We start from the raw sequence: 21,411 nt of genomic DNA on the forward strand, positions 1-21,411 counted from the left end.
AGGACCACCCTCCTTCATGCGTTATTTTATGTTACGGTATATTTTCTCCACTCTGTCTAAAGATTCATAGCAATCGCTATATTTCGTAAAGTGAATAGACTCTTTAGAGCCCAGAACAAGGATTCCAAAGCGACTGAGACTTTCATGAAACAACCCGTGAACATGATCACGAAGCTCATCATTGAAATAAATCATTACATTTCGGCAGAAAATAACATTAAATTCATTAAAAGAAGTGTCAGTAGCTAAATTATGTTCAGCAAAAATAATATTTTTGCGTAAATACGGTTGTAAAATGACTGAGTTATACTTCGCAGTGTAGTATTCGGAAAATGCCCGAGTACCTCCTGCCTCCAAATAATTCTTTGTGTATTGCTTCATTCTGCTAATATCATAAACGCCTTCCTTAGCCTGCTGTAAAGAACGCTCATTCATATCTGTGGCATAAATTCGAGCTTTATCATAAAGCCCTTCTTCATGTAGCAGGATGGCCATAGAATAAACTTCCTCCCCAGTGGAACATCCGGCATGCCAGATACGAATATAGGGATAGGTTCTTAACAAAGGAACTACCTTCTGGCGAAAAGTTAGAAATAATCCTGGATCCCTGAACATTTCAGTAACAGGAATAGAGAGACTGTAAACAAATCGTTCAAAACAAGCCCGATCATGCAGAACCTTCTCTTGCAGCGCGGATATGGTGAGTACATTCTCCGCATGAACATGATGCCAGATGCGTCGTTTTAATGAAGGCAACGCATAATTCCGGAAATCATAGCCATATAAACGGTGTACCCCATCAAGAAGCAGCTCAATCTCAATTTGCTCCAGTTCGTCACTTCCCGCCAGAACGGGCTGCTCCTCATATCCGTGTTCTATTGCTTTCATTGTTATCCCGACTCCCTTATCAACACGCCGTACTTTTGAAGAATGGCTTTTTGTTAGTTCTTTTAAAGTATTACCCCAATATTGAGGTTACGAATACAGCCAGACTCGCATTAAAGATAGAAGTTGACCTGTTGCGATTGGCTTCTTCATATAGTCGGAGGCTCCAGCTTCAATACATTTGGCACGATCCTCTTTCATAGCTTTGGCGGTGAGCGCAATAATAGGGAGTTTCTGATACTGCGGCATCTCGCGGATCCGGCGCATAGCCTCATATCCGTCCATCTCCGGCATCATCATATCCATTAATACAAGATCAAAATCTTCTTGCTCTACCAGCATTTCCAGCGCCTCGCGTCCATTCTCCGCAAACTTCACTTCCATGTGATACTCTTCGAGTACACTGGAGAGCGCAAAGACATTGCGAATATCATCATCGACGAGCAGTATTTTCTTTCCTTCGAACAATTCTTCTTTATTATGAAGCTTCTGCAGAATCTTACGTTTATCTTCCGGAAGATTTGCTTCTACCCGGTGCAAGAACAGCGTAGTCTCATCCAATAACCGTTCTGGAGAACGTACATCCTTGATAATAATTGATTCCGCATATTTGCGCAGCTGCGTCTCTTCTTTGCCATCCAAATCCTTACCCGTATAAATAATAATAGGTAGATCATTTAATTCCTCATCATCTCGAATTTGATCCAGCAGATCGAAACCTGTCATATCCTCAAGCATCAGATCCAGAACCATACAATCATATCTCTGCTTCCGTAGCTCACTCAGTGCCTCCCCGCCAGTTGAAACTGCGGTTATGGCCACATCGTCGTGACCGATCAATTCCATGATTGAACGACGTTGAATTTCATCATCCTCAACAATCAGCAAGTATTTCAACGTACTGGAGGTGTAATTCTCGATTTGGGAGAACGCCCGCTCTAGAGCCTCTCTAGAAGATGGTTTTCTTAAATAAGCCATAGCCCCCATCATAAGTCCCTGCTTCACTTCATCATTCACAGAGATGACATGGACAGGAATGTGGCGGGTCTGTGATGCACTTTTTAACTCTCTAAGGATGGTCCAACCGTCCATAACAGGCAGCTGAATATCTAGAATAATCGCATCAGGTAGATAAGTCTTCGCCATCTGCAGTCCAGTATCGCCTTGAAGGGCTACAAGTCCTTTGAAATTGCGGCCATGAGCCATATCCAGCAATATTTTCGCAAAGCTCTCATCGTCTTCAATAATAAGCAGAACCTTATCATTTGCAGTCAAATGATCACGGTCATCATCGATCATTAATTGTGGAATAGGTTCATGGACTGGTGTTGGTACAAGGGTTGGAGTCATATCTCCGATATATTCTTCGAAGGTTACATCCTCTCTAGAAGCAGCAGCTTCTATTACTGAAGGTTGCTTATTATAATTCCCTATAACCGGCAAATACATAGTAAAGGTACTACCTTGACCCTCACGGGATTCCAGCACAATAGCTCCACCCATTAAACGCGCTAACTCACGGCTAATAGACAAGCCCAATCCTGTCCCTCCAAATTTACGGCTGGTAGTTCCATCCACCTGTTGGAAGGCTTCGAACACAATATCAGTTTTATCTGCCGGAATACCAATTCCGCTATCCTTCACAGCAATAGCAATATATTCAACTTCACTTGGCAGATCTAGCGGAATAAGATTGTCATCTGCTTGGCTAACCGAGAACTCAATAAATCCTTCCATCGTAAATTTAAAGGCATTAGAAAGCAGATTTCTTAGCACCTGCTTCAACCGATGACCATCGGCAATGACACTATCTGGCAGCGGCTCGTTAAAGGTAATTCTTAAAGAAAGTCCCTTTTTGAGCGCTTGCGGAGCAAAATTCTGCTTCACAAAGCTCTTCAGCTCCGTTAATTTAATTTCTTCTTGGTTCAGTTCCATTTTGCCAGCATCAACCTTGGATAAGTCCAAAATCTCATCAATCATCTTAAGCAAGTCTGCACCTGACATATAAATCGTATGTGCAAATTCAACCTGTTTCTCTGACAAGTTGCCATCCTTATTCTCCGTAAGTAGCTGCGATAGGATCAAGAGACTGTTGAGCGGAGTTCGCAATTCATGAGACATATTCGCCAAGAACTCTGATTTATATTTACTAGTAACGGATAATTGCTTGGCCTGTTTCTCTAATTGAATTTTTGCATGCTCAATTTCGTCTTTCTTCTCTTCAACCTCCTGCACTTGTTCCTCTAAAGCGCGGGTCTTGGCAATAAGTTCCGTATTATAATGCTCCAGTTCTTCCTGCTGACGCTGGAGTAGTTCTTCCGAACGTTTAAGCGCATCCGTCTGCTCTTCTAAGTTCTCATTGGAACGACGCAATTCCTCTTGCTGAGTCTGTAATTCCTCCGACTGACACTGCAGCTCTTCCGTAAGAGCTTGTGAATCACGCAACAACTTCTCCACGATCAAACGACGGCTAATATTATTAAAAATAATACTTAAATTATTAGCGAGTTGTTGCAGCAAATCATTTTTCAAACTGCTAAAAGGTTGGAATGAAGCAAATTCTACTACGCCTAGCAGTTCGTCTTCAAAAATAAGCGGATGGATAGAAATATATCCAGGTTGTGCATCCACGAATCCGGACTTAACGGATGAATAGTCTTCAGGAGCCTTCTCCAGTCTGATCGGGTGCATATCGAGCGCACTTTGCCCTACAAGCCCTTCACCAATCACAAACCCGTCCTTAGGTTTCTTATCATTATCTACTGCATAATATCCACTGCTTCGTAAAAAATCAGGACGATTGGCATCTTTTAAATATACAGCTCCGAACTGTGCTCCCAGCACAGGGGTAAACTCATTGATGAAGGTCTGTGAGACCTGATCCAAGGAGCTAACACCTCGCAATAGTTCCGTCACCCGAGCAACATTCGCATTCAGCCAGGATTGGTCATTCTGCGCTTGCGCATAGGCCTGTTCCATTTGCTGCTTCTGTTCAAGATCTAAAGCCATCTTTTTAAAGACAAGAGCAACCTCACCAATTTCATCTTTAGTAGTAACCTTTATACGCCGTATAGCCCTCACTTTACCGTTGCCAAAGCTGGTAATCATCATCGAAACGACATTAAGCCCCCGAGTGATGCTTGGGATGATCCATAGAACTACTCCAAGTCCGAGAAGTAAGCCCATAATCATCATTAGAACTACCATCTGAGTCGAACTTTTATAAGCTTCGTTGGCCTTCGTACTCTCTTCATTCATAATAAAAGCATTATAATCAGAGAGACTGTTCAGAGCGTTTAACACGGCATTCTGAATCGCTTGTCCCTCTGTGTTGGAATACGTGCTAGCATTCTGAAAATAACCAGCCGATAGCAGTTTCAATACCTTTTCCTGATAATTTAAATAAGTAGTGTATGCGCCATCTATTTGACTGACCATTTGCATTTCTTCAGCGCTAGTCATCGACGCTTTTATTTTCTCGTAGTGCTCATTGGCTTTAGTGATCTTTTTATCAATCTCATTCTTTTGAGATTCTACCGATGATGCATCTGCACTTAACATGGTCGTGGTTAATATTCGCGCCATATCATTGACTTCTCCACGCATCCCTGAAGAAGACCGCCCCTTCATATATCTATCCTGATACCCTTCCAGTTGGTTATTCATATAATTTAAGCGGTCGTATCCTATCATCGTAAGTGCAAGCATAATCGCTAACATGGCACTGAAGCCAATTAAGAGTTTAGCCTTTATCTTCATTCTCTATCTGTTCCCTTCTTCAGTGAGATCCACACAATACACTTATCATCATCACGCTCTTTAGGAACCTCAACATTGAAAAAAGCAGCTCGAATAGCTTCTTCGTTCCACTCATGTTCAACATTTAAATGTTGAATCATAAATTTCAGCTGCTCTTCTTGTTCGCCCTCAACCAGTTCCAATAGACCATCTGTATAAAGAACTAGATGCCCTTCATCTTCATAGGTTAAGCTCTGTGGCTGAATATCAATCCGTTCAAACAAACCTACTGGGTGACAGTTACTTTCCAGCATGACTGGAGTCTTAGCCACTCCTTCAAAAAATAGCGCAGGTGGATGCCCGGCGTTGACGTAGTCAATACGTTTCATACGGGTATCTATCACAAGATAAATGGTCGTAAAGTAGTATTGGATCAGCTTTTTCTCAATATAGAGCTGATTAAACCTTCGATTGAGCTCTTGAATTACCTTTTCCGGCTCTACATACGTAGTTACCGTGTCCTTCAACACAGAAGCAAGAAACATACAAAAAAGAGATGACGATATTCCGTGTCCCATAATGTCCAGCAGGATCACGCCATATCGGCCATCACCAAGGGGGTACCACGCGTATAAATCACCGGCAAGCTCAGAGGATGGCTGATAGATGGCATTGACCTCAAAATTCTCTTCCTGAAGAGGCAAGCTCAACACAGCATTCTGAACAAGTGCGGCTAGTCTCAATTCTTCTTGAATTCGCTGATCTCGTTCCTTATGCCAATCTTTCTCTCGCTTCAACCGCAGCGCGAGCCGAATTCGGGCCATCAGCTCCACTTTGTTAATGGGTTTCGTAACATAATCTACTGCACCTGCATCCAGTGCTTCTGCTAGCTTCTTGGAATCGCCAACAGCTGTAACCATTATTATTGGAATATCCTTTAGGTGTTCGTATTGCTGTACAACACGACATGCCTCGATTCCATCCATTTCCGGCATCATCATATCCAGTAAAATCAGATCGATATCTGACATCCGAGGACGTCCATCTTCACTCACAGAACCGATACCCAACCGTGTAAGCATCTCTTTTGCAGAGGATGCGGTTACGAAATTTCGGTAATCTTCTTTTTTCAGGATTTCACGGATAATGATAACATTAGTCGGATTGTCATCTACGATTAAGATTCTCATCATCTTCACCTCACACGAATAGTATTACGAACGTAAAATTCTGCGACTCATTACCTATATCATACGCTATTTAAATGTGTTATTTCTATTTTTAATATATGTAAATATAGTAATAGGTTCATTTACGCCTTCAGCAAAGTAACCTCCCGAACCACTACATGTAGTGGTTCGGGAGGTTACTCTATGGTAAAGACAGCCTCTGTTTATTAACCAAAATGATCAAAAGTGAAACATATTAAGAAGAAATACTATCAAATAAATCAATACCTTCAAATTCACCTGCCAAATTTCGATATATTTTGAGCGCATTGTTTCCTCTCATATATACATCACCATCTTCGGCGATAAAATACGGTTTACCCAAGGTCGATTGCACATTATCCTTCACGGGATCAATTCCCACCCCATTTACCTGTAGACCAAACTGCTGTGCTTGAGAAGGTGAGACATGCACATACAGTACAAACCCCTCACCAACACCCACTGTTACATCTGCGTATTGGTACTCCTCTGTCCCTTGCAATGGATCATTTGTTACCGCCAGCGGATTGCCCTTGGCCAGAAGCAATTCTTCCTTCGTAGCATATAAAGCAACACCTTGCAGTGAATCAAACTGATTTATAGCAGGGCTCGTTTCTGAGGAATGTTCAAATGTAAGAACTGTCTTAGGCTGATCACTAAAAGTCGAGATAGGCGTCAACTGTGGAGACGCATCAAAGTATGGGGAAAGTAGACTAAACAAGAGTATGATAATGTTCATGTTGTTATCCCACCTTTCTTATCTGCAGCCGCCATTTACAGAGGACTTGCTGCCTTAACTTTAATGACGGAATTTTTTCCAAAGAGTTGCAGCTACATCTACACTTTTTAACACAGTAGCTATTTTCCCCGGTGCTTTCTCGTTATTAACAGCATCATAAGAGTTTACCGTACGTTCCTCAGCTGGAGTCAGCGGAGCTTCTTTTATGGATACCCCCTTACGCTTCTCCCTCAGTTCATGTGATTTACGATATCTCTCAATCACAGTTACTGAAACTTGCTTAACGGTTAAGGTTAACTCATTCATAACTTCTCCCAAATTTTTCACAGAATCTATGACAGGATCAATCTTCTGAATTTTATTCTGTACATCAGCGGTAATTTCATTTGCATGTCTGACTGTAGTCTTCACTTCATAAGTCAGTTCATCCATCGTCTTCTGCACTTCCACCAAGGTCTGGCTTACTTTGTCGAGAGATTGCTTCGCTGACTGCAAAGTCTTAATTAGAAAGAAAACAAGTATTGCGAATGCGATAGCAACGAGAGCTACACTAAGTTCAATGATCATATTCATAACCCCTTCCAAATCTCATAAATAGTGGCTAATCAGCCTTGTATACTGCATAGTTACCCCTACTACCATATGCCGAAACAATCTGTCGAGCGTTGTCAAAATTCCCTGCTCCCCTTTGTTTCAGAATCAAAGTCCCCGTTTATACAATGACTACAAATCAAAAAAAGGATAGGTGATATGTAATGTTAAAATGGTCCGCAATTCTGCTAGTTGTAGCTGTAATCGCTGGTATCTTTGGTTTCTTCAATCTTGTAGCAGCCGCTGCTGGTCTTGCAAAGATACTATTCTTCGTATTCTTGGTTCTGTTTGTTGTTTCCCTCTTCACGGGACGCAGAGGTAGATCGATGTAGCCTCCTCCCATATCTATCCATATATCTTATTCATCATGCAGAAAGTATAGGTCATTCCCACACAGATGTCACTTGAGAAAATAAGAAAAAGTTTTGAAGTTAGACCATAATGAGGAGGAACTTAACATGAAAAAATTCGCCAGCATTACACTTGCCTTGGGACTTATGGCTTCAATAGCAGCTACAGCATCAGCCGCTGAGGTAACAGGGACAACTACAGATTCTACGCCCGGAACTGGAAGCACTTACACAACATCTTTTGAAACGATCATTACCCCATCGGATATTACTCCAGCCACACCACAAATTGTTCTAACCGAAAAAACAGCTTTCCACTTTTCAGTTGGCAGTATGATTCCCGCAGGCTGGCTTAGCGCTCAAACGCTTGATACCACAGGTGAAGTGATTACGGATACTTGGGGCAATGAATGGAGAGAAATCTACACTTGGCTAGGAAAAGCGTGGGTAAAGGTTCCTGTTGCTGCCAATGTAATTATGTAATTAGTACAGAAAAGATGATAACAAGCATAAACGCCTTCGGCGTCCCTATAAGGACGGCAAGTGTTTAAGCGAGAAATATAAGGATAATTTATAGAACGGAACATATAAATTCTTATATTTACAAAAAGCTACCCCCTCAGTAGATCATTCTACTGAGGGGGTAGCTTTTGCGCTTACGCCGCCTTTGTTCACCCGTCACAAACATGCGATGCTGCCGCTTCTGTATACCTATATAATTATCGGATGACCGATCCCCCGAAGAGGAAACGATTCGTCCAAGAAGCGCTTAATTTATCTACTTTCACCCCGCCTGAAGCTACGGAATACGTATGGAGAACTTGTCCATCTCCTAGATACATAGCAACATGCGATATTCTTGCCTTAGATTTGTCGATCCCTTCATACGCTGAAGCGGAGTTCCCTTTATAATCCATAAAGAACATTAGATCGCCGCGTTTCAAACCGGAAGTAGACGTAACTACCGTACTATTCGATTTCACCCAATCTCCCTGTTGACGGGAATCAGCAGGCAGTTTCAAATTCACAGCATCCATGAAAATTTGCCGGATAAAATCAGAACAATCGAAGGTGCTTGTATCATATCTGCTGGAACCAAACTCATAAGGTGTACCCAGATAGCCCATACCTGCTGAGATTACGCTCTCGATTTGGGCAGAAGCCCCAGGTGTAGAAATAGGTGGTACTGGTGCTGGCGGCGTTGGTGTCGGCGTTACCGTCCCAGTCCCCCCATTATTAGCGAACGAAGTATATTGATCACTTGAACTTATATATCCAATGCTACCATCAGAGGTTTGAATTTGATACCAGGAGCTGTTCGGCTGTGCCAGAAGCTGTACTTGTTCCCCCTTCTTCAGAAGTCTCAGTACTTTTCCGCTTGTAGAAGGCGCAGTTCGAAGATTCACTCCGTATTTTATGGTTCCCGTTTGTGCTGATGGTGCTGTTGGTGTACCTACTGAAGATGAATTTACGCTGATATACTTATCATCTGTACTAGTATAGCCTACGGATCCATCCGCTGCTTTCACCTGATACCAATAGCTATTCGGTTGTGCCACAATCTGCACTTGATCTCCTTTTTGCAAATACTTCACTACTTCTCCACTTGTAGAAGGTGTACTGCGAAGGCGAACACTTGCCTCGATGACCGCTGTTTGACCGGCTGCTGCTGCCATAACTGAATTTGATGGACTTGAGGCTGCTGCTGCATTTCCAGGAGCAGATACTCCTAAACCTGCAACAATTGCAGCTGAAACCAATAAGGATGCTGTTAATTGCTTATGTGATTTAATCATACGTTCCCCCAATACCATGATGAGATTTCAACAAAGGTGTGAACTACATTCCTTTATGCCCTCATTATAGGCTTGCCCGGGATTTGGAACATGCTCCAAATTGCACATATAATCATGCCACTTTATGGTAAAATACAGGACTAAAGTCTTGAATCCTCCTTAAATATGTTTGTTTTTTCCTTAAAATAGAATTTTTCAAATTTAATCTTTAGGTTCCACATGCACCTGTACATTCATAATATTGTGTAGCTTGCTCATTCTCTCTTCAATGGAGTCACTGATCCTATGACCTTCCACCACTGTAATATTCGCGTCTACCTCCACTACAACATCCACGTGTACATGATTCCCATGAACCCGTGCCTTCACATCTTTAATCCCCTCTACTCCCGGTGTTCGAGCAATCGTACTACGTAGATCCATCAATCTATCTTCATCAAAGCCATCCGTAAGCCGGTAGGTCGAGTCACGAAAAATATCCCATGCCGTCTTAGAGATAATCAGTCCGACAACTACTGCCGCCGCAGAATCAATCCATGGCAGTCCGAACTGAGCACCTACAATCCCAACAGCAGCACCTATACTAACCATAGCATCGGAAAAATTATCTTTCGCCGCTGCCATGAGTGCACTACTATTTATCTGCTTAGCCAGCCTTTTGTTGTATATGTATACTCCCATCATTGCTACTGCACACACTAGAGCCACACCAGCAGACCATAGCTGCGGGGTTTCCTTTGCACGATCGAAAAAGGACCGCACCGCCTCCACAATCACTTGAATACCTACTACCGCCATAATAAAAGAAGCCAACAATGCAGCTACTGTCTCTGCCCGAAAATGTCCATAAGCATGGTCAGAGTCAGGTGGCTTCCGCGAAATCTTTAGACCAACCAACACGGCTGCAGATGCTACGATGTCAGTTAAATTATTGACTCCGTCCGCGACCAATGCACTAGAGGCGAATAGATAACCGCTAACCAGCTTGAAAGTCGATAAAATGAGGTAAGCCGCTATGCTAACCCAAGCGCCCCGCTCGCCTTTACGTATATCTTCGTAAATATCAACCATTTTGGCTATCTCCTCGTTTTCAGTTTTGTTAGAAAAGAATTCTTTCAATTATTCTTGCCCTTGTAGCAGCATTTAAAAACAATTAGAATAAAGTGAAGGACTTGCTTCAAAGGAGGTTATCATAATGAGCGAAAACAATGAAAAAGGAAAAATCAATTTAGCTGAAGCTATCCGGCAAAAGCTGGAGCAGAAGAAACAACAATCTTCCTCCAAACCTGGATCAACTTTTCAGGCCGGATCCGCTAAACCACTAAAAAGTCAGAATAACAAAAAGCCTAACAACCAACGCCGTCGTACCGGCGGGTCCTAGTACTATTTTATAAACATAAAAGGCTGCGCATCCCTCAGGGACAACGCAGCCTTTTATGCGTTCGCCTGCCTTAAAGGATGGGCTAGAACTCATCAAATTCATAACTGATTCTCTTTATTGTACAATTAGCCAACTGAAAACATGCGCTTTGGGAAACCTCAAGTGATAAGGCTTCCTGTCTTGCAAGCCCCGCGTATACTCCCCGTAGAATTCTACTTGTTAATCCATGTGTAACCGCAATGACCCGCGGAGTGGAGGACAAGCTCTCCAGCCAGTCTGTGACACGCTCCTGAACCGCTTCATAGCTCTCTCCATCTGGTGAACGAAAATACCAATCATACATACTCGTATCTTCAAGACTATTTGGCCAGCCCTGCTCAATTTCCTTGAGCGTTAGCCCTGACCAAGAACCAACGGAAACTTCACTTAACCTAGAATCCGTTTCTATTTTATTGAAATCATAACCTAAGATTTCACACAAAATTTGTGTGCTTTGCAGCGCTCTCCCAAGTGGACTTGAAATCACCTTCCATTCGGAGGGATGCTCCAACGAATAACGAAGCAGCCTACCCATTTGTCTGACTTGATCCATTCCATGCTCAGTCAGAGGTGAATCCAATTGTCCTTGGTAACGACCTTGCGTATTAAACTCGGTCTCCCCATGCCTCATAATAAAAATAGTTCTGTCCACATGCTCCACCTACCGTGACCTTTTCAAAATCGAAATTATAAAGACAGCTACCCTAATCCTATTAGGATTAGAGTAGCTGCTTGACGGGTTCCTTCCGCATAACGGAAAGTAAATATTATACTTCTACAGGATACATGCGTTGGCGCATTTCCTTAATTTCAGGATTCTCTAAATACTCATCGTAAGTCATCGTGCGATCAATTACACCTGTAGGTGTGATCTCGATGATACGGTTAGCAATCGTTTGGATGAACTGATGGTCATGGGAAGTAAAGAGAATAGTCCCGTCGAAATCGATCAGTCCGTTATTCAGTGCCGTAATGGATTCCAGATCCAAGTGATTGGTAGGTTCATCGAATACAAGCACGTTCGCACCGTTCAGCATCATCTTCGCCAACATACAGCGAACCTTCTCGCCCCCGGACAATACACTCGCTTTCTTCAGTGCTTCTTCTCCGGCGAACAGCATCCGTCCAAGGAATCCACGCAGGAACGTCTCATCCTGATCTTTAGAATACTGACGCAGCCATTCTACGAGATTCAAGTCCACGCCATCGAAATAGCTGGAGTTATCTTTCGGGAAATAAGCTTGAGTTGTAGTGACGCCCCACGCATATTCACCCGCATCCGCTTCCTGCTCACCCATGATCACATCAAATAGAAGTGATTTAGGCTGGGAGTAAGGACCCACGAAAGCAATCTTATCACCTTTGTTAACTACAAAGCTGATTTCATCAAGAACCTTCTCACCTTCAACCGATTTGGTCAATCCGCTGATCGTCAGAAGCTGCTTACCTGCTTCACGTTCAGGTTTGAAGTTGAGGAACGGATATTTACGGTTAGATGGACGAATGTCATCCAACGTAATTTTCTCGAGTTGTTTCTTACGAGAAGTCGCCTGTTTAGACTTGGAAGCATTGGCCGAGAAACGCTGAATAAAGGCTTGCAGTTCCTTGATCTTATCTTCCTTCTTCTTGTTCGAATCACGCTGTAAAGCTTGAGCAAGCTGACTGGACTCGTACCAGAAGTCGTAGTTACCAACGTACATCTGGATTTTGCCAAAATCAATATCCGCAATATGCGTACATACTTTGTTCAGGAAGTGACGGTCATGGGATACGACGATAACAGTACCTTCATAATCCATGAGGAAGTTCTCTAACCAGCCAATCGATTCTAGATCCAAGTGGTTGGTAGGCTCATCGAGCAGGAGGTTGTTTGGACGGCCAAACAAGGCTTGTGCCAAGAGTACCCGTACCTTCTCATTGCCGCTCAGTTCGGCCATTTTCTTATCATGCAGTTCACGCATAATGCCAAGACCGATCAGCATAGCCGCCGCATCTGGCTCTGCATCCCAGCCATTAAGTTCTGCAAATTCGCCTTCAAGCTCACCGGCACGCAGACCATCTGCTTCCGTGAAATCAGACTTCGCATAAAGCGCGTCCTTTTCTTTCATGATTTCATAAAGACGAGTGTGACCCATAATTACTGTTTCAAGTACTGGGAATTCATCGTACTCGAAATGATTCTGCTTCAGAACTGCAAGGCGTTCACCTGGTGTTATATGAACATCACCCGTGTTCGCTTCAATCTCCCCAGACAGAATTTTCAGAAAGGTTGATTTACCAGCACCATTGGCACCAATCAAACCATAGCAGTTACCAGGGGTGAATTTTATGTTTACATCTTCGAAGAGAGCGCGTTTTCCGTAGCGGAGTGTTACGCCGCTTGTGCTAATCATTACGCATTACCATCCTTTTCACTTTAGGGTTTCGGCTCATTATAGCATAAAATCAGTGCAAAAATCCCGTGAAATAGGCATTTAAGCTGATCTCACTCCTACGAAACTTATTCCAACTGTTTTACGGCGACAACTTTTAAGGAGGAATTTTTTCAATTATTCCCCAGATGTGCGATTATCCTTTTGTACGACCAGTGTTTCTCCATAACCGAGTGTACGAATTCTTTCCTCCGAAATCGCATGTTTAACTCGGGCGTTCTCCATGCGATCCAGTGCTTCCCGGGCGGTATCATCAGCAAGTCTGAAGGTACCGTAATGCATCGGAATCATGGTCTCCGCCCCTACATCTAGGAAAGCTTGAATGGCTTCCTCAGGATTTACATGCTGAGAGGTCATGAACCATTCCGGTTCATAGGCCCCAATCGGCATAAGCGCGATATCGATCTTATAACGACTTCCGATCTCCTTAAAGCCAGGAAAATAACCGCTGTCCCCAGCGAAATAAAGATTCGGAGAAGACTTCTGATTTCCGGAATCAGCGGGCTCCAAGATGTACCCACCCCAATGTGAAGTATTCGTATCCCATGGCGTTCTCCGCGTCCAGTGCTGGGTAGGCACAAAACTAAGCTTGATCTTACCTAGCTTAATCTCCTGCCACCATTCCATTTCCACACAGTTGTGGAACCCTTTGCGAAGCATTTTTCGCTTCAGACCAACAGGAACTACAAGCGTTGTCCCTGCCCGATATAATTTGCGGATAGAGGCAATATGCAAATGGTCATAATGAGAGTGCGAAATCAGAATCAGGTCAATCGGTGGCACTTCGCTAAGTGGAATCCCAGGTTGTCCCAGTCTTTTCTCAAAGCCCAGCCTTCTCGCCCAGATGGGATCTGTAATGATATTCATCCCTTCATATTGAAGGAAAAATGTTGAATGCCCAATCCACGTAATGGTAGACTCCAATCGATTCTCAGACAGATAAGATAATCTGGGCGGCGTATTCGGTACAACATATGAATAGTCCTTCTTCTTGCGACGACGCTCCTCACGCCACTGGCGAAATTCCTTTAATGATTTATCGGTACTTACATTATCGACGTTATGGTAACGAGTTTTAGGCATACAACACCTCTTCTACAGAAGTTTACCGAGCAACCCTAGCTTTAGCGAATATACTACAACTATATTGAACAGCAGCGTATTTTGCAAAATATACAAATAGCATGGTAAAGGTTCGCCCTTTTATTCCTCACAATTGCAGACTTTAGCGAAATAATAGAAGAGTTCTTTTGGTTTCACACCAGAAATGAGATAATATGTGTATAAAGTATGGCGGTGCATATACCGTTCAAGGGGGAGCTACGTATGAAGATTACTTTTATTGAACCGACTCCAAGTCCAAATACGATGAAGCTACATTTGGACGAAAGTTTAGAACCCGGAATTCGCAGAACCTATACTCCAGAAAGTGAGCGTTCCGCACCTGCTTGGGCACGTGAAATGTTAACGATACCGGGCGTTATTAGCATTTATCATGCTGCTGACTTCGCAGCACTTGAGCGCAAAGGCAATGCCGATTGGGCAGCCATTCTAAGAGAAGTTCAAAGCCGCTTCGCTAACAGCGAAGGTGTAACTGGAGATTGGAGCCTAGCTGACGAGAATGCCGGTGCTCATTTTGGGGAAGCGCAAGTCTTCGTCCAATTATTCCGCGGAATTCCGATGCAAATCCGCGTCAAAACGGGCGCGAATGAAGAGCGCATATCCTTAGCTAACCGCTTTACTAAAGCGGTTATGGATGTGGCTAGCGCCGTGATGATCAAAGAGCGCAAGCTCACCGATTACGGCGTGCGTTATGGCGAGCCCGCGGACATTGCGCGCGAGGTCGAGCAAGAGATCGAGGCAGCGTATCCGCAGGAACGCCTCGACTCCCTCGTGCAGCAAGCCATTGCGCACGGAGCCGAAGGTGAGTTCGTCGAGCAGAGACGAACTCGCACACAGGATGAGCTGCTGCGAGACCTGAAGCATGAGGATTGGCGCGTGCGCTACGCCGCGCTAGAGGATCTTACGCCGACGGCGGAGCTCCTGCCGGAGCTTAAGGCGGCGCTACACGATCCCAAGCTGCATATTCGCAGGCTTGCGGTCGTGTATCTAGGCGACCTTCGCACGCCTGAGGCGATGGAGCTGCTCTATGAGGCGATGGCTGACAGCGCCCCAGCCGTAAGACGTACGGCTGGCGATACGCTATCCGACATCGGCGATCCTGCCGCCACGCCAGTGATGACGGCGGCGCTAACAGATAAGAGCAAGCTTGTCCGCTGGCGCGCAGCTCGTTTTCTTTATGAAGTTGGCACATCCGAAGCTCAAGATGCACTCACACTTGCAGCAGATGATCCAGAGTTCGAGGTTGGCCTTCAGGCCAAGATGGCTTTGGAGCGTATCGCCTCAGGTGAAGCCGCAGCAGGCACCGTATGGCAACAGATGTCAGAACGCCGTCGTAATTAACATGGAAGTACCTGATTTTGTCATTGCTTTGAGAAGTAAACTTGCTTTATACTAATTCCTGTTGTTTATAAATGAATGAAGTAAAGATAGCCTCGTCATACTAAGATGAGGTAGAGGTCGCGGATATAAAGAGTACGCGTGTGGAGACGTTAGAGCCGTCTATGAATCACGCCGAAAGGAATATCCGCCGAAGCTTGCGCTGTAGCTCTTACAGCGGTGCAGGCTGGGGCCGTTGCCGAAAGGCACGGAACTGTCACATTGTACAGCCTGCGTAAATAGCAGACTGCAGTGTGTTGCGCTATCTTCACAGGGAGTATGATGCGGAGCTGTATAGATGGAAGCCGCAGACATAGTTTGCGGCTTCTTTGCGTTTACAGAATTTGTATGTTTCGTACAGTCATCCATAACCTTCTGGAAATCACGAAGTATACCTCCCGCCTTGCGGGAGTCAGCAGCTCAGCACTCCCCGTTCATGAACAGTAAGATTAGATCATAAGGAGTGTCATATTCATGCAGGGCAATCAGCAAAACCCAGCGCAAGGCAACATAAATCAGCCTGCGCTAAAAAAATCGTTCAAAGCAAGACATTTGACCATGATCGCGCTTGGCGGATCTATTGGAACGGGTCTGTTTCTAGCCAGTGGCGGCGCGATCGCTTCAGCAGGACCTGGTGGAGCGCTTCTAGCTTATACGGCTGTGGGTGTAATGGTTTATTTTCTCATGACTAGTCTTGGGGAGCTCGCCACCTATTTACCGGACTCCGGGTCCTTCAGTACCTACGGCACTCGTTTCGTCAGCCCCGCCTTTGGCTTCGCCATCGGCTGGAACTTCTGGTATAACTGGGCGGTTACGATTGCAGCAGAGCTATCAGCGGCTACCGTCATCATTAAATATTGGTTCCCGGACAGCCCTTCCTTTCTCTGGAGTCTGGTGTTCCTACTGCTGATGTTCGGCCTAAACTTCCTATCTGCTCGTGGCTACGGGGAATCAGAATATTGGTTTGCCATTATCAAAATCATTACCGTTATCGCCTTCCTCGTTGTCGGTGTCCTCATGATATTCGGCATTATGGGTGGAGAAGCCGTAGGCTTCAGTAACTTCCAAATCGGGGGCAGCTCCTTCCACGGTGGCTTCTTCGCCTTCGTCGGGGTCTTTATGGCAGCCGGATTCTCCTTCCAGGGTACCGAGCTAATCGGCGTTGCTGCTGGTGAGAGCGAGAACCCACGCCGCAACGTCCCAATTGCGATCCGCCAAGTATTCTGGCGTATATTAATCTTTTATATCCTTGCTATATTTGTAATCGGAATGTTGATTCCTTATACGAATCCAGATCTTCTGCGTGGAGGCATCGATGACATCGGAGTCAGTCCGTTTACGATCGTGTTCAATAAAGCCGGGCTTGCAATTGCTGCATCCGTAATGAATGCCGTCATTCTCAGCTCTGTACTGTCGGCAGGGAACTCTGGAATGTATGCTTCCACCCGTGTCCTATATGCAATGGCTAAGGATGGCATGGCTCCGCGCGCACTGGGTAAGCTCAATCGCCGTGGTGTCCCTGTTGGCGCTTTGCTAGTAACTACGGCTGTCGGAATGCTCGCCTTTCTCGCTTCATTCTTTGGTGACGGTGCCGTATATAACTGGCTACTCAACGCCTCTGGTATGTGCGGATTTATTAACTGGTTGGGTATTGCGGTCTGCCATTACCGTTTCAGACGTGCTTTTATAGCACAAGGGCATTCGCTAGATGAACTACCTTACCGAGCTAGATGGTTCCCATTCGGACCTATCTTTGCTTTAGGACTTTGTATTGTAGCTATCCTCGGTCAGAATATGGGCGCCTTCTCAGGTGGAAATATCGACTGGTATGGTATCGCCGTTTCCTATATCAGCTTGCCGCTGTTTGTCTTGATCTGGGTCGGCTATCGCTGGTTCCGGAAGAGTAATATTATTCCTTTGGATAAATGCGACCTAAGTACTCACCCAGAATAAAATAGACCCGGTAAAAAAACAAAAAAGGGACGTCCCGTAGCCATTTAGGCTTATGGGATGTCCTTTTTGGTTATCCTTCTATTCCCAAGTCACAAACACTTTGAGATCGCCCGTATTGTCAAAAGCAGAACTGGAGTAAGATACATCCTCTAGTCCAAGCTTATATAGCTCCTGCAGGTCATTCTTAAGCTTGGTCCCACTCCCTTGATAACGGAATAATATAGACACCTCACCGGAGGCAATTGCCTTATTCGCTAGCCGAGTCAGATCTCCTACCGAACGTACAATTAGCTCCTCGGCATATAGCTCATAATTGAGATCCTTCTGAAGCTGTTTATAGACAGCCGCATTCTGTCCTCCACGCTCCACAAGCGCAGACAAGGTCTTATGATAGCCTACAGAAGCTGCCGGATAAGACTTCGTCCAGCTATGGTCCTGACGCATCTGCGCATCCGTTCTCAAGTAGTATGCTGTGCTAACCACACCTGCCTTATCAGGTGTCGGGTCATCCCAAGTCGTGTCGAGATGATACCACCGTCCATCTAACAGCACAAGATTCCAGGCATGCAACTGGCTACGTCCTCCAGGCTGTTTGGCTGTACCCTCAACGATTTTATTCGTGAATCCAGCCTCCTTTAACAGCTTATAGGTCAACAGCGAATACCCTTGGCAAACGGCGCTGCCACTCTTCAATCCTTCATAAGCCGTATATTTACGATACGAAGTGTCATACTTCAGATGAAGCACAACCCAATCGTGGATAGCCTTCACCTTCTGATGATTGTTCATGCCCGGCGTTATGATCTTCTTCAGCGCAGCCTTCACTTCTTTGTTTACAAAAGCCGTCTGCTCCAGCGTCTCCAAGTATTTCACTTCCACCGTAACTTTTACAGTGCTTGCGCTTCCTCGATAAGTATATCCGTAGCTGTCTATAATGTAATACAAATAAGGGTCACTAGCCATCGCTTGATCCAGAGCCGCTTGTATTTTCGTTTTCAAATTTGAAGCTTTGCTCTCATAAGTAAAAGTAATGGTCTCCCTGCGGTTGTTCATTGCACCCGTTAGCTTCTGTGCTACTTCATTTACAGAACGAAGGGTGGGTGAACTCGAAGCCGCATAAGCATGACCCCAGCCCCAATAAATCATCGGTGGAATAGCAGCGAATATAATCACTCCTCCCAGAATGATCTTTACTAATGTGAAGCGTTTTTTCCACATATATATTCCGTTCCTCCGGCTCCTAAAGACTTGTAATGAACCCTACCATTTAATAGATAATGAGCGTTTAGGCAAAAAAAGACTGCTCCCTGTAGAATAATTCTACTCTGAGAACAGCCTATATGCTAGAACGATGTGTTTTATTCGCTTAGTGGTGTAATGATATAGGTCTCTCCTATAACGGTTTCAAATTCCATCTCTATCCCTATTCGTGAACCATCGGGACTTTGAATGAGCAAAGGCTGGTGACTGTAAATTCTGCATATTTGTCCATGCGTCGAGGTCAGTTCCGCCTTCGTTAAGCGTCCCTCACGCCATTCTATATTTGTGATAAAGCCGCCTCGGGCTACCAAACCTTTCACACTGCCTTCAGACCATTCTTCTGGAAGAGCGGGTAATAATTCAAGCCCTTCCTGATGACTCTGCAAGAGCATCTCAGCAACTCCGGCCGTAGTTCCGAAGTTACCGTCAATCTGAAATGGAGGATGATTACCAAATAAGTTCGGCAGACTGGAATCTTGCAAAATACGACGTAAACAGTTATACGCATTCTCGCCATCCTTCAAACGCGCATATAGATTAAGTAACCAGGCTGCACTCCAGCCCGTGTGTCCGCCCCCGCCTTCCAAGCGCTTCTTAAGCGATAACGCTGCCGCCTCCGCTAGCTCTGGTGTGGAGGAAGGACTAATTACATTTCCAGGATATAAATCATACAAATGAGAGACATGGCGGTGCCCAGGCTCTTGTTCAGTAAAATCCTCATTCCATTCACGAATACGTCCGTCCGGTGCAATCCCAGGATGAGCGAGTCGTTCCTGTTTCTGGCGTAGCTCCTGCCTCAGCTGGGCATCGGTATTCAAAATCTCAGCAGCCTGAATGCAATGCTTGAACAGCTCAGCGATCAGCAATAAATCCATAGCTGAGCCAGCTGAAACACTGCATGGTGTACCATCAGCAGTCAAGAATACATTCTCCGGTGAGGTAGACAGACCCGTTGTCCATCTTCCATCAGGCAGCTCTACCAGCCAATCCAGACAAAATAACGCAGCTCCCTTTAACAAAGGATAAGCTGTGTTGCGCAAATATTCCTCATCTGGACGGAAAGCGTAACGCTCCCACAATTGGCGAGAGAGCCAAACGCCTCCCATTGGCCAAAATGCCCACATCGCCTTGCCGTCTGACGGAGACGTCATACGCCACAAATCTGTATTATGATGCACCGTCCAGCCACGTGCGCCATAATGAATATTTGCTGTACGGCTGCCAGTCACACTAAGCTCCGTAATAAAATCGATTAGAGGTTCATGGCATTCACCCAAACCGCATAACTCGGCTGGCCAATAATTCATTTCAGTGTTTATATTAGTCGTATAATTGCTGTTCCATGGCGGCTGAAGATAGGGATTCCAGATCCCTTGCAAATTCAGAGCTTGCGTCCCCGGTCGTGAGCCAGCAATCATCAGGTAGCGGCCATACTGGAACAGCAGCGCTTCTAGCGCAGAATCTGCCTGCCCCTCCTGATACCGTACTAGTCGCTCATCCGTGGGAAGCTCTATCCGGGAGGACGAAGGTGCAAGCGTCAACTCCACGCGGCGGAACAAGGACTGATGATCCTCTAGATGGCGCTGCTTCAGCTCTGCATATCCATTAGAGGACAAAGCCAATTGCTCTAGGCACAACTCCGAAGGTAGCTTACCGCCGCTTCCTGGCATCCGGTCATACCCGATAAAATCGGTTGCGGCAGCTAGGCGGATCGTAATGGAGCGCGCACCTGAAACCGACAACATGCCGTTCTCAGCATTACGTTTGCCGCCATCTGTACGGATCTCCATTGCAGCGGCAAAACTTATGCCAAGCCCCTCTTCGTATAATACGGCACGCGGATGATCGCCTACATAATTATCAGCCACATGCGATGGAGCACGACCGGTCATCATCAGCGCGCCATCCGGAGTGATCTCTAGTCGGAAAGGATGCGGCGAAGTCAGAGCCACTGAGAAATCCGGCAAAATACCCAGCCCCTCTTTCCCCTCTGCACGGATATGAATGACTATAAGTTCATCTGGTCTGCTGGCCAAAACTTCGCGCACAATCCTTACATCCCCAGCAGTATAGGATACCGTAGCAAGCGCTTGATCCAAATCAAGCCCCCTCTGATAATCCTCTACAAGACCACCAAGATTGAACTTCATTCGCAAGTCTCCGAGCGGTTGATAAGATTCAGTCCGTCTGCCTAACATTTTGGAATCTACCAGTGCTTCCGCTTCCTTGTATTTCCCCTCTGCCACTAATTGTTTGGCCGGAGTCAAATGGCGCAGCGCCTCATAATTAGCTGTATCCCGCGGAAATCCCGACCATAAGGTGTCTTCATTTAGTTGAATTAGTTCTTCTTCCGTTCCGCCAAAGATCATACCGCCCAAACGGCCGTTACCCACGGGCAGTGCTTCTTCCCATTCAGCCGCCGGCTGCTTATACCAGAGATCATGAACCCCAGTGTTCTTACTTTCTCCCACGTATATTCCTCCTATCCTATAATTACAGATGAAAAGAAATTGGCGGGAAGCCCGGACTTTCGTTCG

17 protein-coding genes and 1 riboswitch are annotated in these 21,411 nt (G+C 45.2%); of the genes, 5 read left to right on the top strand and 12 right to left on the bottom strand.

The features are described 5' to 3' along the window. Nucleotides 1-21: 21 nt before the first annotated feature. From MKX41_RS20640 to MKX41_RS20660, 5 genes are all read right to left on the bottom strand, one after another. Nucleotides 22-888, bottom strand: coding sequence for a CheR family methyltransferase (locus tag MKX41_RS20640; protein ID WP_076300661.1), 867 nt, complete (start codon nucleotides 886-888; stop codon nucleotides 22-24). A gap of 87 nt (nucleotides 889-975) precedes the next feature. Beyond that, nucleotides 976-4,644, bottom strand: a complete 3,669-nt coding sequence (locus MKX41_RS20645; RefSeq protein WP_339267232.1) for a response regulator — start codon at nucleotides 4,642-4,644, stop codon at nucleotides 976-978. After that, on the bottom strand, nucleotides 4,641-5,813 hold the full coding sequence (locus MKX41_RS20650) for a SpoIIE family protein phosphatase (RefSeq protein ID WP_076285480.1): 1,173 nt from the start codon (nucleotides 5,811-5,813) through the stop codon (nucleotides 4,641-4,643). Before MKX41_RS20650 ends, MKX41_RS20645 begins: the two co-directional genes overlap by 4 nt. A gap of 235 nt (nucleotides 5,814-6,048) precedes the next feature. Then, a complete protein-coding gene (locus tag MKX41_RS20655) occupies nucleotides 6,049-6,573 on the bottom strand; it encodes a hypothetical protein (RefSeq protein ID WP_076300663.1) in 525 nt (174 codons plus the stop codon). A gap of 60 nt (nucleotides 6,574-6,633) precedes the next feature. Beyond that, on the bottom strand, nucleotides 6,634-7,140 hold the full coding sequence (locus MKX41_RS20660) for a DUF948 domain-containing protein (RefSeq protein WP_076285482.1): 507 nt from the start codon (nucleotides 7,138-7,140) through the stop codon (nucleotides 6,634-6,636). Nucleotides 7,141-7,328: 188 nt separating this feature from the next. Between MKX41_RS20660 and MKX41_RS20665 the strand changes: the two genes are divergently transcribed. Together MKX41_RS20665 and MKX41_RS20670 are read left to right on the top strand one after the other, a co-directional pair. Beyond that, nucleotides 7,329-7,496 carry a DUF1328 family protein gene (locus MKX41_RS20665; protein WP_042131050.1) on the top strand — a complete coding sequence of 56 codons (168 nt, stop codon included), beginning with the start codon at nucleotides 7,329-7,331 and terminating at the stop codon, nucleotides 7,494-7,496. A gap of 126 nt (nucleotides 7,497-7,622) precedes the next feature. Next, entirely contained in the window at nucleotides 7,623-7,997 is a 375-nt protein-coding gene (locus tag MKX41_RS20670; protein ID WP_042191861.1) for a hypothetical protein, read from the top strand. A 236-nt stretch (nucleotides 7,998-8,233) separates the two neighbouring features. Here the strand turns inward: MKX41_RS20670 and MKX41_RS20675 are convergent, their stop codons facing one another. Together MKX41_RS20675 and MKX41_RS20680 are read right to left on the bottom strand one after the other, a co-directional pair. Beyond that, a complete protein-coding gene (locus MKX41_RS20675) occupies nucleotides 8,234-9,310 on the bottom strand; it encodes a C40 family peptidase (RefSeq protein WP_076285484.1) in 1,077 nt (358 codons plus the stop codon). A gap of 201 nt (nucleotides 9,311-9,511) precedes the next feature. Next, nucleotides 9,512-10,381, bottom strand: a complete 870-nt coding sequence (locus MKX41_RS20680) for a cation diffusion facilitator family transporter (RefSeq protein ID WP_042191865.1) — start codon at nucleotides 10,379-10,381, stop codon at nucleotides 9,512-9,514. A gap of 124 nt (nucleotides 10,382-10,505) precedes the next feature. On the opposite strand from MKX41_RS20680, the gene MKX41_RS20685 reads away from it, so the two are divergent. Continuing rightward, nucleotides 10,506-10,691: a hypothetical protein gene (locus MKX41_RS20685; RefSeq protein WP_042191867.1), complete on the top strand. Its 186-nt coding sequence runs from the start codon at nucleotides 10,506-10,508 to the stop codon at nucleotides 10,689-10,691. A gap of 82 nt (nucleotides 10,692-10,773) precedes the next feature. On the opposite strand, the gene MKX41_RS20690 is transcribed toward MKX41_RS20685, so the two are convergent. The 3 genes from MKX41_RS20690 to MKX41_RS20700 form a co-directional block, all read right to left on the bottom strand. Next, entirely contained in the window at nucleotides 10,774-11,382 is a 609-nt protein-coding gene (locus tag MKX41_RS20690) for a histidine phosphatase family protein (protein WP_340972869.1), read from the bottom strand. 115 nt (nucleotides 11,383-11,497) lie between these two features. Beyond that, entirely contained in the window at nucleotides 11,498-13,123 is a 1,626-nt protein-coding gene (locus tag MKX41_RS20695) for an ABC-F family ATP-binding cassette domain-containing protein (protein ID WP_042131056.1), read from the bottom strand. A gap of 156 nt (nucleotides 13,124-13,279) precedes the next feature. After that, on the bottom strand, nucleotides 13,280-14,245 hold the full coding sequence (locus MKX41_RS20700; RefSeq protein ID WP_340972871.1) for an MBL fold metallo-hydrolase: 966 nt from the start codon (nucleotides 14,243-14,245) through the stop codon (nucleotides 13,280-13,282). A gap of 243 nt (nucleotides 14,246-14,488) precedes the next feature. Between MKX41_RS20700 and MKX41_RS20705 the strand changes: the two genes are divergently transcribed. Then, a complete protein-coding gene (locus MKX41_RS20705) occupies nucleotides 14,489-15,625 on the top strand; it encodes a virulence factor (RefSeq protein WP_042191874.1) in 1,137 nt (378 codons plus the stop codon). 103 nt (nucleotides 15,626-15,728) lie between these two features. Next, a riboswitch (Lysine riboswitch) is annotated at nucleotides 15,729-15,934 on the top strand. A 201-nt stretch (nucleotides 15,935-16,135) separates the two neighbouring features. After that, on the top strand, nucleotides 16,136-17,614 hold the full coding sequence (locus tag MKX41_RS20710; protein ID WP_042131059.1) for an amino acid permease: 1,479 nt from the start codon (nucleotides 16,136-16,138) through the stop codon (nucleotides 17,612-17,614). 78 nt (nucleotides 17,615-17,692) lie between these two features. Here the strand turns inward: MKX41_RS20710 and MKX41_RS20715 are convergent, their stop codons facing one another. Beyond that, the gene (locus MKX41_RS20715) at nucleotides 17,693-18,832 is read right to left on the bottom strand and encodes a transglutaminase domain-containing protein (RefSeq protein WP_340972873.1); all 1,140 of its coding nucleotides are present in this window, start codon (nucleotides 18,830-18,832) and stop codon (nucleotides 17,693-17,695) included. 140 nt (nucleotides 18,833-18,972) lie between these two features. Further along, entirely contained in the window at nucleotides 18,973-21,345 is a 2,373-nt protein-coding gene (locus MKX41_RS20720; RefSeq protein ID WP_340972874.1) for a glycoside hydrolase family 95 protein, read from the bottom strand. Nucleotides 21,346-21,411 lie beyond the last annotated feature (66 nt).

This window comes from Paenibacillus sp. FSL R5-0475, from assembly GCF_038004585.1.
Lineage (GTDB): Bacteria > Bacillota > Bacilli > Paenibacillales > Paenibacillaceae > Paenibacillus_AQ.